13 protein-coding genes are annotated in these 12,909 nt (G+C 71.3%); 8 read left to right on the top strand and 5 right to left on the bottom strand.

The genetic code is table 11. The features are described 5' to 3' along the window. Window positions 1-95 precede the first annotated feature (95 nt). Window positions 96-1,304 carry a helix-turn-helix domain-containing protein gene (locus EDF31_RS14440; protein ID WP_165901436.1) on the bottom strand — a complete coding sequence of 403 codons (1,209 nt, stop codon included), beginning with the start codon at window positions 1,302-1,304 and terminating at the stop codon, window positions 96-98. Window positions 1,305-1,418: 114 nt separating this feature from the next. On the opposite strand from EDF31_RS14440, the gene EDF31_RS14445 reads away from it, so the two are divergent. The 4 genes from EDF31_RS14445 (at window position 1,419) to pgi (ending at window position 6,086) form a co-directional block, all read left to right on the top strand. Then, window positions 1,419-1,709, top strand: coding sequence for a metal-sensitive transcriptional regulator (locus tag EDF31_RS14445; protein WP_111084793.1), 291 nt, complete (start codon window positions 1,419-1,421; stop codon window positions 1,707-1,709). A 65-nt stretch (window positions 1,710-1,774) separates the two neighbouring features. After that, window positions 1,775-1,963: a heavy-metal-associated domain-containing protein gene (locus tag EDF31_RS14450; protein ID WP_123338494.1), complete on the top strand. Its 189-nt coding sequence runs from the start codon at window positions 1,775-1,777 to the stop codon at window positions 1,961-1,963. Then, window positions 1,960-4,197: a heavy metal translocating P-type ATPase gene (locus EDF31_RS14455; protein WP_131846614.1), complete on the top strand. Its 2,238-nt coding sequence runs from the start codon at window positions 1,960-1,962 to the stop codon at window positions 4,195-4,197. Before EDF31_RS14450 ends, EDF31_RS14455 begins: the two co-directional genes overlap by 4 nt. A gap of 167 nt (window positions 4,198-4,364) precedes the next feature. Next, window positions 4,365-6,086, top strand: coding sequence for a glucose-6-phosphate isomerase (pgi, locus tag EDF31_RS14460; protein ID WP_131846615.1), 1,722 nt, complete (start codon window positions 4,365-4,367; stop codon window positions 6,084-6,086). Window positions 6,087-6,270: 184 nt separating this feature from the next. On the opposite strand, the gene EDF31_RS14465 is transcribed toward pgi, so the two are convergent. Continuing rightward, entirely contained in the window at window positions 6,271-7,173 is a 903-nt protein-coding gene (locus EDF31_RS14465; RefSeq protein WP_131846616.1) for a LysM domain-containing protein, read from the bottom strand. Between the two features lie 140 nt (window positions 7,174-7,313). Here EDF31_RS14465 and EDF31_RS14470 point away from each other — a divergent pair, with 140 nt between their 5' ends. The 4 genes from EDF31_RS14470 to EDF31_RS14485 all read left to right on the top strand — a co-directional run bounded on the left by EDF31_RS14470 (window position 7,314) and on the right by EDF31_RS14485 (window position 10,858). Continuing rightward, entirely contained in the window at window positions 7,314-7,868 is a 555-nt protein-coding gene (locus tag EDF31_RS14470) for a hypothetical protein (protein WP_131846617.1), read from the top strand. Further along, window positions 7,865-8,668: a zeta toxin family protein gene (locus EDF31_RS14475; protein ID WP_123338485.1), complete on the top strand. Its 804-nt coding sequence runs from the start codon at window positions 7,865-7,867 to the stop codon at window positions 8,666-8,668. The genes EDF31_RS14470 and EDF31_RS14475 overlap by 4 nt, the downstream gene beginning before the upstream one ends. A 40-nt stretch (window positions 8,669-8,708) precedes the next feature. Continuing rightward, on the top strand, window positions 8,709-9,242 hold the full coding sequence (locus tag EDF31_RS14480) for a hypothetical protein (protein WP_131846618.1): 534 nt from the start codon (window positions 8,709-8,711) through the stop codon (window positions 9,240-9,242). Between the two features lie 158 nt (window positions 9,243-9,400). Next, window positions 9,401-10,858 (top strand): sugar porter family MFS transporter, encoded by a 1,458-nt coding sequence (locus tag EDF31_RS14485; protein WP_123938434.1) that lies wholly within the window; start codon window positions 9,401-9,403, stop codon window positions 10,856-10,858. 91 nt (window positions 10,859-10,949) lie between these two features. Here the strand turns inward: EDF31_RS14485 and EDF31_RS14490 are convergent, their stop codons facing one another. From EDF31_RS14490 to EDF31_RS14500, 3 genes are read right to left on the bottom strand one after another with little or no spacing between them, the layout of a single operon-like run. Beyond that, window positions 10,950-11,924: a zinc-binding dehydrogenase gene (locus EDF31_RS14490; RefSeq protein ID WP_131846765.1), complete on the bottom strand. Its 975-nt coding sequence runs from the start codon at window positions 11,922-11,924 to the stop codon at window positions 10,950-10,952. Window positions 11,925-11,951: 27 nt separating this feature from the next. Beyond that, window positions 11,952-12,374 carry an organic hydroperoxide resistance protein gene (locus EDF31_RS14495; protein ID WP_017885422.1) on the bottom strand — a complete coding sequence of 141 codons (423 nt, stop codon included), beginning with the start codon at window positions 12,372-12,374 and terminating at the stop codon, window positions 11,952-11,954. A 21-nt stretch (window positions 12,375-12,395) separates the two neighbouring features. Beyond that, entirely contained in the window at window positions 12,396-12,869 is a 474-nt protein-coding gene (locus EDF31_RS14500; RefSeq protein ID WP_207896235.1) for a MarR family transcriptional regulator, read from the bottom strand. Window positions 12,870-12,909: the final 40 nt, after the last annotated feature.

Here is a 12,909-nt window from a genome sequence, read left to right on the forward strand (position 1 = left end):
CACCAGAGATTCGTCACACATGACTTTCCGGATTCGGCAGAGATCCAGGAATCCGCGGGAACACGGGGATGTGGCTGTACCCCCTGGCCGTCCGCTCAGGCGGTGTCGCGTGTTCCGTCCGCCGCGTTGCGTTCTGCAGCGGCGCGGATCGCCCGGGCGCACGCCATCGGGGACTCGCCTCGCTCGGCTCGGAAGAGCTGCTGCAGGCGTCGTGGCAGGACCCCGGCGGCGTCGGCGATGTCCTGCAGGGAGAGGTCCTCGGCGGCGTGCTCCTCGATGAACGCGACCGCGCGGCGGACGCGCCACGAGGACCGACCACTGTCGGGCCGTGCGGACAGCGACGTGCGGAGCGTGGCGGCGGGGTCCTCGCCGAACCGCTCGCGGTAGGCGGTGGCGAACCGGCCCGGGTTGGTGAAGCCCCACCGACGTGCGACCAGGGCGACACCGTCCGCGCTGGGGGAGCGGTCGTCGCCGGCACGCAGGAGCTCGCTCCGGACCCGGTCGAGCCGGTGCTCGCGCAGGAACCGGTGCGGCGTCGAGTCCAGGGTGCGGGCGAACACGTCCTGCAGGCCGCGCTGGCTGAGCCCGCACGCCGCGGCGATCTCAGACACCGCCGGACGCTCGGCCGCGTGCCGTTCGACGTACCGGATGGCGTCGCGCAGGCGGTTGGCGACGGGGACGTCGTCGCCGCGGTTGCGGATCGGGAAGGTGTCGAGCACGACGATCGCCAGCCGACGGTTCAGCGCCGTCCGCATCGGACCGACCACGCGGTCGTCCACGAGCGCCGGGCCGAGCTCCCCGATGAGGTGGCGCAGCGGTTCGCGGCGGGCGATGACCTCGTCCTGCTGGTCGAAGAGCAGCGGGCCGTCCGGCAGCCGGTAGCCGAGGTCGCGCCCGACGGTCCGCAGGAACGAGTCCGCGATGTGCACCCCGTTGTAGACCGTGCCGTCGGACTCGAAGCGGTACGCCTCGGACGCGCTGGCGATGTAGGGGCTGCCCGGCTCGACCACTCGCGTGCGGTCGGGGAAGTGCATCTCGAGCCGACCCTTGGTGAGCCAGAAGACCACGTGGTCCTCCCGCGCCCCGATGACCCCGCCGCGGCGACCGCCCTCGGCGCGCATGGTCCGCAGCGTGAGGTCGTCGTCGCCGACCACGGTGTACTCGTAGCGGGTGTCGTCGGTCGCGTACGTCTCCGAGGCGAAGTCGGACCCGTGGTACTCCGCCTCGAAGATGTCGGAGTAGTCGGAGCCGTCGCCGTCGGCGAACCGCAGTCTGCGGAAGCCGTTCGTCGCCGGATCGGTCATGGTCGAAATCATGACATCGACGGCACGGCGAGGTGAATACCCTCGTTCGTGTCCGCGCATCCATGGGAGGGAATACCCTAGGGGGGTACCGTATTGAGGACCGTGGAGGCCACCATGCACGAACACGTCGGGTACATCGGCGACAAGGACGACCTGCTCAAGCGGCTCCGTCGCGCCGAGGGCCAGGTGCGCGGCATCGCCCGCATGGTCGAGGACGAGACGTACTGCATCGACGTCCTCACCCAGATCTCGGCGGCGAACCGGGCGCTCGAACGCGTGGCGCTGTCGCTGCTCGAGGACCACCTCAAGCACTGCGTCGCCGAGGCGGTCGCCGAGGGTGGCGACGCCGCGGACGAGAAGGTCCGCGAAGCCAGCCAGGCCATCGCCCGGCTCGTGCGCTCGTGACCGCCGCCCGCACCCGAACCACAGGAGGAGACACCGTGACCACCGAACTGCTGCTCGTCGAGGGCATGACCTGCGAGCACTGCGTGCTGAGCGTGACCGAGGAACTCACCGAACTCGAGGGGGTGTCCGACGTCGCCGTCGCGCTCGTCCCCGGCGGTGCCTCGTCGGTGACGGTCACCTCGGACGCACCCGTCGACGCCGGTGCGCTCCGCGGTGCGGTCGCCGAGGCGGGGTACGAGGTCGTGCCGTCGTGACGGACGGCATCGTCGAGCTCGACATCACGGGCATGACCTGCGCCTCGTGCGCGAACCGCATCGAACGGAAGCTCGGCAAGCTCCCCGGGGTCACCGCCACCGTCAACTACGCCACCGAGAAGGCGCAGGTGCAGGTCGCGGCTGACGGCCCCGCCGACCCCGCTGCCCTCATCGCCGCCGTCGAGTCCGCGGGCTACGGTGCGACCGTCCCCGCGCCGCCGGCCGACACGACGGCGCCGGACGACGACGCCGACGACCCGGCCGGTGCGCTGCGCCGACGACTCGTCGTGTCTGCGGTCCTGGCCGTGCCGGTCGTCCTGCTCTCGATGGTGCCGGTCCTGCAGTTCCCGAACTGGCAGTGGCTCGCCCTGACACTCGCCGCGCCCGTCGCGGTGTGGGGCGCGCTCCCGTTCCACCGCGCCGCGTGGGTGAACGCCCGACACGGTGCCGCGACCATGGACACCCTGGTCAGCGTGGGTGTGCTGGCGGCCTTCGGCTGGTCCCTCTACGCCCTCTTCTTCGGCGACGCCGGCACGACCGGCATGCACATGACGTTCTCGTGGATCGCGACCGACCCCGAGGCGGCCGACCTGTACCTCGAGGTCGCCGCGGCCGTGACGGTGTTCATCCTGGCCGGCCGGTACATGGAGGCCCGCGCCAAGAAGCAGTCCGGCGCAGCGCTGCGCGCCCTGCTCGAACTCGGCGCGAAGGAGGCCACGGTGCTGCGCGACGGCGTCGAGCAGCGTGTGCCCGCGTCGGTGCTCGTCGTCGAGGACGTCGTCGTCGTGCGGCCGGGGGAGCGGATCCCCAGCGACGGCCTCGTGCAGGACGGGTCCTCGGCCGTGGACCGCAGCATGGTCACCGGCGAATCCGTCCCCGTCGAGGTCGGCCCGGGCGACCGGGTGACCGGCGCGACGATCAACGTCGGCGGCCGGCTCGTGGTCGGCGTCACCCGCGTCGGCGCCGACACCGAGCTCGCCCGGATGGGACGGCTCGTCGAGGACGCGCAGACCGGCAAGGCCGACGTGCAACGCCTGGCCGACCGGGTGTCCGGCGTCTTCGTGCCGATCGTCATCGCGCTCGCCGTGCTGGCGTTCGTCGGCTGGCTCGTGCTCGGCGGTTCGGTCACGGCGGCGTTCACCGCAGCCGTCGCCACGCTCATCATCGCCTGCCCGTGCGCCCTCGGGCTCGCGACGCCGACCGCGCTGCTCGTCGGCACCGGCCGCGGGTCCCAGCTCGGCATCCTGATCGGCGGCCCGCAGGTGCTCGAGCAGACCCGTGGCGTCGACACGATCGTGCTCGACAAGACCGGCACCGTCACCACCGGCGAGATGACCGTGCGCGCGGTGACCTCCGCCGACGCCGCCCTCGACGAGGATGCCGTGCTCCGCCTCGCCGCGGCCGTGGAACACGGGTCCGAGCACCCCGTGGCCCGTGCGGTCGTCCGTGCGGCAGTGGCCCGGCACCTCGACGTCCCGACCGCCGAGCAGTTCGAGTCGACCCCCGGCGCCGGCGTGCAGGCCGTCGTGGACGGCGACGTCGTCCTCGTCGGCGGTACCCGCTGGCTGACCTCGTCGTGGGCGATCCCCGTCCCCGACGCGGTGACCGCGGCGATCACCGCCGCCGAGACCGACGGCGGGACCGCGGTCGTCGTGGCCCGGAACGGCCGCGTGCTGGGCGTCGTGGTCGTCGGCGACACCGTGAAGCCCGAGGCCGCCGACGCGGTCGCGCGCTTCGTGGCCCTCGGTCTGCACCCCGTCCTGCTCACCGGCGACAACGACGGCGCCGCACGGGCGGTCGCCGCACAGGTCGGCATCGACGAGTTGCACGCCCGCGCCACCCCGGCCGGCAAGCTCGACACCGTCCGGGGCATGCAGGCCCAGGGACGGAGCGTCGCCATGGTCGGTGACGGTGTCAACGACGCCGCGGCGCTCGCCGCGGCCGACCTCGGCATCGCGATGGGCGCCGGCACCGACGCGGCGATCGCGGCCAGCGACATCACGGTCGTGAGCGGTCGGCTCACCGTCGTCGCCGACGCCGTCCGGCTGTCGCGGGCCACGCTCGGCATCATCAAGGGCAACCTGTTCTGGGCGTTCGCGTACAACGTGGCGGCGATCCCGCTCGCGATGGCGGGGCTGCTCAACCCGGTGCTCGCCGGCGCCGCCATGGCGTTCTCGTCCGTCTTCGTCGTGACGAACAGCCTGCGGCTGCGTCGTTTCGCACCCCGGCCCTGAGGCCGACCAGCCGTCGGACGTGACGCGCGCAGCGAACGCAGCCCGCGCCTCCCGTCCGGCGGTGCGCACCACGGTGCCGACGGCACTACGCTCGAAGACGGTCCGCGACGCACTGGTGCGGTGACCTGCGGGCTGTACGTCTCGAACGTGATCCCAGGAGGACCGAAGTGACCGAATCCGCTCCCGTCGACCCCACATCGACCGAAGGCTGGAAGAAGCTCGATGGCATCGCCGCCGACTTCACCCCTGACCTGCGCGGGTGGTTCGACAGCGACCCCGGCCGTGCCGAGCAGTACACGTTCCAGGCCGCCGACCTGACCGTGGACCTGTCGAAGGGCCTCGTCACCGAGGACGTCCTCGCCGCCCTGCTGCAGGTCGCGAAGGACACCGGCGTCGCCGAGCGCTTCCAGGCGATGCTCTCCGGCGAGCACATCAACGTCACCGAGGACCGCGCCGTCCTGCACACCGCCCTCCGTCGTCCGAAGGCGACCGAGGGACTCGTCCCGGCGGCGCCGCTGACCGTCGACGGCCAGGACGTCGACGCCGACGTGCACGCCACGCTCGACAAGGTCTACGCGTTCGCGTCGCAGGTGCGCGACGGCTCGTGGACCGGTGTCACCGGCAAGCGGATCGAGACCGTCGTCAACATCGGCATCGGTGGGTCCGACCTCGGCCCCGTCATGGTCTACGAAGCACTCAAGCCGTACGTCCAGCCCGGCCTCGAAGCCCGCTTCGTGTCGAACATCGACCCGGCGGACATCTACGAGAAGACCGTGGACCTCGACCCCGAGACCACGCTGTTCATCGTCGCCTCGAAGACCTTCGGCACCCTCGAGACCCTGACGAACGCGCGACTCGCACGCCAGTGGCTGTGGGAGCGGCTCGGCCTGACCGACGCCGCCGACGACGAGAAGAAGAACGCCGTCGCGAAGCACTTCGTCGCCGTGTCCACCGCGCTCGACAAGGTCGAGGCCTTCGGCATCGACCCCGAGAACGCCTTCGGGTTCTGGGACTGGGTGGGCGGCCGCTACTCCGTCGACTCCGCGATCGGCACGAGCGTCATCGTCGCGATCGGCCAGGAAAACTGGGAGCAGTTCCTCGCCGGCTTCCACGCCATCGACGAGCACGTCCGCACCACGCCGCTCGAGCAGAACGTCCCGGTCCTGATGGGCCTGCTCAACGTCTGGTACACGAACTTCCTCGGTGCGCAGAGCCACGCGGTCCTGCCGTACACGCAGTACCTGCACCGCTTCGCCGCGTACCTGCAGCAGCTCACCATGGAGTCGAACGGCAAGCGCGTCCGCTGGGACGGCTCGCCCGTCACCACCGAGACGGGCGAGGTCTTCTGGGGCGAGCCCGGCACGAACGGCCAGCACGCGTTCTACCAGCTCATCCATCAGGGCACCCGCCTGATCCCGGCCGACTTCATCACGGTCGCGAACCCGGCCCGTCCGCTCAAGGACGAGACCGGTGACGGCAAGGGCGTCGCACCCGGCACCGACGTGCACACGCTGTTCCTGGCGAACTTCTTCGCGCAGACCAAGGCGCTGGCGTTCGGCAAGAGCGCCGACGAGGTCCGTGCCGAGGGCACCACCGACGAGGGCATCGTCGCGGCGCGCACCTTCCCCGGCAACAAGCCGACGACGTCGATCCTGGCGCCGGAGCTCACCCCGAGCGTGCTCGGCCAGCTCATCGCGCTCTACGAGCACATCGTGTTCACCGAGGGCACGATCTGGGGCATCGACTCGTTCGACCAGTGGGGCGTGGAGCTCGGCAAGCAGCTGGCGCTGCAGGTCACGCCCGCCGTCGAGGGCGACCAGGCCGCGCTCGACGCGCAGGACCCGTCGACCAAGGCGCTCATCGCGAAGTACCTGGAGCTGCGCAAGTAGCGACGCACCCACCTGCGAGACGGGAGGCCCGTGGCGGATCCGCCACGGGCCTCCCGTGCGTCTGCCGGTCGCTGCCAAAGCGACAATTGCGCCCCACGGGGCGCCGTCAGGCCCGTGAAAGCGACAGATGTGCGCCGATGTTCCGCGGAAGAGTGTCGCTTTCGTGGAGGGGTCACCGCCGCGGTCAGCGGGCGAGCGGGTCGAGGTTGAGCGTCGTTCCCTCGTAGAGGTGCTGGTCCGTCCCGAACACCTGCACGCCCTCGTTGAGCCAGACGAGCGCCCGCACGCTGATGCCGAACCGCGCGGCGACGTCCCCGATGAGGTCGTCCGGCGCGACCGTGTACGACCGCGGCGCCCCGCCCGTCGTCGTCGCGGTGACCGGACCGGTCGCGTTCGCCCGGGCACCGGCGTCCTCCGGGTGCACGTTCGTCTGCCGCGCCGGGACGGACCACCGCACGGTCGTCACCGCGAGCACCTTGCCGGCAGCGATCTCGACCGGGACCTCCTGCCCCGGAGCCGCCGCGGAGTAGGTCACGAGCGTGGTGAGGTGCGACGGGTCAACGCCGGAGCCGCTCAGCGGGACGTCCACCGCGGTCGCCGTGCTGGTCGGCCCACCGAGCGTCCGGTCGCCGACGCCGGGGTAGGTCAGGCCGTCGCCGACCGCGCGCGGCAGGTCGAACAGGCCGACCCCGACCGGCACCGGCAGGGTCGAGGTGAAGCCGGAGTACTGCGCGGTGAACGTGTCGTCGCCGACCGCGACCACGCGGAACCGGAAGTGCACGCTGCCCTTCGGGGACGCGACGTCACCCTGGGCGAGGACGGTCCCGGCGGGGATCGGCGTCAGCGTCGGCGCCGGAGCCGCTGACTCGGTGGGTTCCGGGGTCGGCGTGCGGGGGTGCGCCGACGACTCGAGGAGGTCACCCTCCGGGTCGGCGTCCGGCGTCGGTGTCGGCGTGGCGGACGAGGTCGGCGTCGTCGCCGGGGTGGACGGGGCGGGGAGGGCTCGGTCCGACCCGCGCAGCAGCGAGCACCCCGACAGTGCCACGGTGGCCGCGACGACGACCCCGATCGCGAGCGTCCGGTTCATGATTCCCCCTCAGCTCGATGCTAACCGCGCGGTGTCCCCGGGGCGAACGCAGCGCCTCCGTCCTGTGTCTGCAGACGTACCGCGGATCCTCCGTCGTCCACGACGAGTGATACCGTCGGTATCAACGAGAGCAGGTGGTCATGGGCGTCAGGGTGGTCCCCGGGCAGCGCGGTGGGCCGGACCCGCGTCGACCCGACACGGAAGCCGTCGTGCGCGCGTTGGCCGGTCGGACCGACAGTGCGCCCGCGACCGTCCGTGCGGCGGTCGAGCACGTCCTGCACAGTCGTGAGCAGCAACACCACGCTGAGATGGAACTGCGGCGCGGGATCTTCAAGCTCGCCGACCTCGGCGTCCCGCAGCGCGAGATCGCGAAGCTCGCCGGGATCTCCCAGCCCGAGGTCTCGCGGCGGCTCTCCCGCCGGACCCTGACCACGAAGCGGCCGTCTCCGCGTGAGGTCATCTCCCGGCGCGAGGGTGGCCAGATCGACTCGGAGACGATGCTGCGCGAGCTGTCGTCGATGGCGTTGACGCACCGCACCCCGAAGCGTGGTGCGGCGTTCGACGGTGCCGCCTCGGCCACCGGCACCACCAAGGAACTCGCGGCGGCGTTCCAGGACGGCCTCCTGTCCGAGGTCGAGTACGAGACCGTCCGCCGGGCGATCGCCGAGCGGCAGACCCGCAAGCGCACCCGGTGACGGAGCTCCGCGACCGGGTGGCCGTCGAGCTGGGCCGTGCGCTCCGGGCCGACTCGCTCGACAACCCCTGGTCGGACACTGCCGGCGCGAGCACCAGGACGATCTACGCGCCGGACGGCTTCCTGTACGAGGCGAGCCGCCTGCGGTTCCACGAGTCCGTGCTCGAGGAACACCGCGCGCTGACCCCGTCGCCGGTCACCGACGGCTCGCTCGCGGTGGTCGTGACGGCCGGGCCGCCCGGGTCGGGGAAGTCGACCGCCCTGGAGCGGATGCCCGAGCTGTGCGGGTACCGGTCGATCGACGCCGACGAGTTCAAGGACCCGCTGCTCCTGCGCGCACAGGCGGACGGTCTGGTGGACCGGTGGACGGCTCGTCGCCTGGCCGACGACCGGCCGGTGCAGCTCCGTGAGATCGCCGGGTTCGTGCACGCCGAGTCGACCACCGTTGCCGACACGCTGCGCCGCCGAGCCCTCCGCAACGGCGAGAACGTCGTCGTGCACGGCACCCTGTCGAGCGTGGACTACCTCGACGACCTCCTCGCCGAGCTCGACGACGCCGGGTACGAGAAGCTGCGCATCGTCACCGTGGAGGTCCCGCTCGAGACGGCGATCGCGCAGGCCACCGATCGGTGGTGGAGCGTGCGCGATGCCGCCACGGATCCGCTCGGTGGTCGGTTCGTCCCCGAAGCAGCCATCCGTCGCTACTACCCGACCGGGTCGACCGAGTCGGTGTGCGGCGCGAACGCCCGGGTCCTCGGTGACCGGGCCGCCGACCTCGGCTGGGACGTGTCGATCGTCTGAGCGGTCGCCGGTGTCGGTCGGAACGGCTACCGTCGAGGCCATGGAGCGTTCGGAGATCCTCGCCGCGGCTGCCGCCGCGCACGCCGCCCGCATCGCAGAAGAAGGCGGTGACGACGGCGCTGCTCGTGAACGGGCGGAGAGTGTCCGGCGCCGGGCCGACGGCCTCACCGACCGGCACGACACGGTCGAGGGTGCGAGCGAGTCCGCTGCTCGCGACGCCGCGCGCCGGAGAGCGGGCGAGGCCGACCGGGCGGCCTCCCGGACCGAGGGCGTGCTGTCCGACTGGCACCGCATGGGCACCCGACGCGGTGTGACGCCGGACGCCCAGGTGCGCACGGCGTGGACGGTCACCGGGGTGCCCGAACGCGGCGACGCTCGGGCGCTGGCGAACGTCCTGCTCTCGACCGCGGGGCACGCGGGCCGGGTGGCCGATGCCGCGCGACGCAACCCGGCGCTGTCCGGTGCCGCGAGCGCAGCTGCCCGACGGACCGTCCGGCGCTACACCGACCACGGCGCGGACATCGCGTCGCTCGGTGACGTGCTGGGGGACAGCCCGACGCCCGACGAGTCCTGACGGTCGAACGGGGGCCGTTGGACCGCTCCCGTCCTGATCAGGCGTTATGTGGACCGATCCAATCGTCCTGACGACAGAATGTCCAATTGACAGGACATGGAATCGGGTTACCATCGGTGCACGCACTGAAGCGCGATCACCGACGAAGGAGTCACCGAATGGTCGACATCAAGCCGACAGCCCCGACTGTCGCACTGCCCCCGATCGGGACCGGACCACACCGACGCCGCCTCGGCGTCCTGGCCCTCGTCGCCACGTTCGGCGGGCTGCTCTTCGGGTACGACACCGGCGTCATCAACGGCGCCCTGAACCCGATGAAGGCCGAGCTCGGCCTGACGAACTTCACCGAGGGCGTCGTCACCAGCTCCCTGTTGTTCGGCGCCGCGATCGGTGCCATGCTCGGCGGCCGCATCGCCGACGGGTGGGGGCGTCGCAAGACGATCATCGCCCTCGCCGTGACGTTCTTCCTCGGCACGCTCATCTGCGTCTTCGCACCGACGTTCGGTGTCATCGTCGTTGGTCGTGTGCTCCTCGGCCTCGCAGTGGGTGGTGCATCGACGGTCGTCCCGGTGTTCCTCGCCGAACTCGCTCCGTACGAGATCCGGGGTTCGCTGTCCGGCCGCAATGAGCTCATGATCGTGATCGGGCAGCTCGCCGCGTTCGTGGTCAACGCCATCATCGGCAACCTGTGGGGTGAGGGCAACGGCGTCTGGCGCGTCATGCTGGCCGTCTGTGCGCTCCCTGCCATCGCACTCTTCGTCGGCATGCTCCGGGTGCCGGAGTCGCCGCGCTGGCTCGCGTCGAAGGGGCGGTACGACGAAGCGCTGTCCGTCCTGCAGCAGGTCCGCACCACGGAGCGTGCGACCGCCGAGCTCGACGACATCAAGCGGAGCAACGACCTCGAGGCGAAGGCCGATCGCGTCAGCGGGTGGCAGACGCTGCGCGGCAACAAGTGGCTCATCCGCATCGTGCTCATCGGTGCCGGGCTCGGCGTCGCCCAACAGCTGACCGGCATCAACTCGATCATGTACTACGGGCAGACCGTCCTCATCGAGTCCGGGTTCCAGGCATCGGCAGCCCTCATCGCGAACATCGCCCCCGGTGTGATCGCCGTGGTCGGTGGCGTGATCGCGCTGTACAACATGGAGAAGATCAACCGCCGGACGACCCTGATCATCGGCTTCTCGTTGACGACGGTCTGCCACTTCCTGATCGGCATCGCCTCGGTCGCACTGCCCGAGGGCAACCCGGCTCGCCCGTGGGTGATCCTGTTCCTCGTCGTCGCGTTCGTCGGCTCGATGCAGACCTTCCTCAACATCGCCGTGTGGGTGGTGCTGTCGGAGATCTTCCCGACCCAGATCCGCGCGCTCGGCATGGGCATCTCGGTGTTCTGCCTCTGGATCGCCAACGCGTTCCTCGGGCTCTACTTCCCGACGATCGTCGCCGCGACCGGCATCACCGGGACGTTCTTCGGCTTCGGCATCGTCGGTCTGCTCGCGCTGCTCTTCATCTGGAAGTTCGTGCCGGAGAGCCGCGGTCGCACCCTCGAAGAGGTGGAAGAGGGCGTCACCACCGGCAACATCTTCACGGTCCCGCAGAAGGCGTCGCGTGGCTAGGTAGCGCACGTGGCGCGGTGATCGCCCGCACGGACGGACGGGAGGCCCGGTGCCAGCTGGCACCGGGCCTCCCGTCCGTTCAGTGGTCGCGCTACGGGCGCAGGAGCACCTTGCCGACGCGGCCGGCGGTGTCCGAGGCACGCACGGCGTCGCGGACGTCCTCGAACGCGAAGGTCTCCGCGACGGGGAGCGTCAGCGAGCCGTCGAGCACGCGGGTGATGAGCTCGCCGAAGAGCTGGCCCTTCGTCTCGGCCGGCATCGTCTTGCTGACGACGCTGCCCCAGAAGCCCTTCACGGTGAGCTGGCCGAAGATGACCTTGCCGGACGGGATCTCGAGCGTGGGCGAGGCCATCGCGCCGAAGACGACGAGGGTCGCGTTCTCGCCGAGCACGCTGGCGATGTCGCCGGCGGCCTTGCCACCGACGGACTCGACACCGGCGACGATCGGGGCGCCTCCGGTGAGCGCGGCGACCTGGTCCTTCCAGCCGTCCGCGTCGGTGGCGACGATGCGCTCGATGCCCTGCTCGCGCAGCTCCTCGACACCGGCGGCGCGACGCACCAGGCCGATGACGTTGATGCCGCGGGCCGCGCCGAGCTGGGCGACCATGCGCCCGACGCCACCGTTCGCGGCGTTCTGGATGAGCCAGTCGCCCTCGTGCAGGTCGAGCGAGTGCAGCAGGCTGATGGCGCTGAACGGCATCGAGACGAGCTGTGCTGCGGCCTCGTCGGTCATGGCGTCCGGTACCGGGACGAGCCCGGCGGCGTTCGCGGTGTAGTACTCGGCCCAGACGCCGAAGGCACCGCCGGCGACGCGCTGGCCGACCGTCAGGTTCGTGACGCCCTCGCCCAGGGCCTCGACGACGCCGAGTGCCTCGGTGCCCGAGGCGGCGGGGAGCTCCGGCTTGAAGCCGTAGGTGCCGCGGACGGTCCACAGGTCGTGGTTGTGGATGGGGGAGAGGACCGTGCGGACGAGGACCTCGCCGGCGCCGGGCGTCGGGACGGGGCGCTCCTGCACCTCGAGGACGTCGGCGGGCTCGGCGAACGTCTCGTGGACGACGGCGCGCATGGTGGTGGGGGTGGTGGTGCTCATGGGTCAGTCCTCCGAGACGACGATGGTGACGTCGATGTTGCCGCGGGTCGCGTTCGAGTACGGGCAGACCTGGTGGGCTGCGTCGGCGAGTGCCTGGGCCTGGTCGTGCTCCAGGCCGGGGATGACGACCTCGAGCATGACGGCGAGCTGGTAGCCGCCGTTGCCGTTCGGGCCGATCTGCACGCGGCCGCCGACGGACGAGTCGGTGATCTTCACCTTCTGGCTGCGGGCGACGCCCTGCAGTGCGGAGTGGAAGCAGGCGGCGTACCCGGCGGCGAAGAGCTGCTCGGGGTTCGCGCCGTTGCCGGAGCCGCCCATCTCCTTGGGGATGGCGAGGTCGAACTCGACCGTGCCGTCGCTCGTGGCGACGTGGCCGTTGCGGCCTTCGCCGGTGGCCAGGGCCTCGGCGGTGTAGAGGGCTTCCATGGTGTTCCTTCCTTCGTGGGGTCAGTGGTCCGCGGCGGCGCGGTCGGGCGTCACGGCGGTGTCGTTCGTGGCCGCGGCGTGCATCGTCTCGGTCAGCCGGTGCAGGGTCGCGATGAGCTCCGTGGCGGCCTGCTCGTCGGGGAGCCCCATGCCGGCGGCGATCGTCGCCGGGATGTGCGCGAGGTCGGCACGGATGGTGCGGCCGCGGTCGCCGAGCGTGATCGTGACGACGCGCTCGTCGGCGCTGCGGCGCTCGCGGCGGACGAGCTCGGACTGCTCCATGCGGCGGAGCAGGGGCGACAGGGTGCCGGAGTCGAGCTGCAGGTGGTCACCGAGGCTCGAGACGGTCTGGTCACCCTCGATCCACAGGGTCACGAGCACCAGGTACTGCGGGTAGGTCAGTCCCCAGGGTTCGAGCAGCGAGCGGTACGCCTGCGTGGTCGCGCGGCTCGCTGCGTAGAGGGAGAAGCACACCATCTCGTCGGTCACGGGCATGCCACCAGGATCGCACGCAACTCGGTTGTGCACAACCCAA

The organism is Curtobacterium sp. PhB142, from assembly GCF_004341255.1.
GTDB lineage: Bacteria > Actinomycetota > Actinomycetes > Actinomycetales > Microbacteriaceae > Curtobacterium.

Coding starts and splice junctions, on each gene's coding strand:
- EDF31_RS14440 (WP_165901436.1), bottom strand. CDS start 1,304: ATGACCGATCCGGCGACGAACGGCTTCCGCAGACTGCGGTTCGCCGAC.
- EDF31_RS14445 (WP_111084793.1), top strand. CDS start 1,419: ATGCACGAACACGTCGGGTACATCGGCGACAAGGACGACCTGCTCAAG.
- EDF31_RS14450 (WP_123338494.1), top strand. CDS start 1,775: ATGACCTGCGAGCACTGCGTGCTGAGCGTGACCGAGGAACTCACCGAA.
- EDF31_RS14465 (WP_131846616.1), bottom strand. CDS start 7,173: ATGAACCGGACGCTCGCGATCGGGGTCGTCGTCGCGGCCACCGTGGCA.
- EDF31_RS14470 (WP_131846617.1), top strand. CDS start 7,314: ATGGGCGTCAGGGTGGTCCCCGGGCAGCGCGGTGGGCCGGACCCGCGT.
- EDF31_RS14480 (WP_131846618.1), top strand. CDS start 8,709: ATGGAGCGTTCGGAGATCCTCGCCGCGGCTGCCGCCGCGCACGCCGCC.
- EDF31_RS14485 (WP_123938434.1), top strand. CDS start 9,401: ATGGTCGACATCAAGCCGACAGCCCCGACTGTCGCACTGCCCCCGATC.
- EDF31_RS14490 (WP_131846765.1), bottom strand. CDS start 11,924: ATGCGCGCCGTCGTCCACGAGACGTTCGCCGAGCCCGCCGACGTCCTC.
- EDF31_RS14495 (WP_017885422.1), bottom strand. CDS start 12,374: ATGGAAGCCCTCTACACCGCCGAGGCCCTGGCCACCGGCGAAGGCCGC.
- EDF31_RS14500 (WP_207896235.1), bottom strand. CDS start 12,869: ATGCCCGTGACCGACGAGATGGTGTGCTTCTCCCTCTACGCAGCGAGC.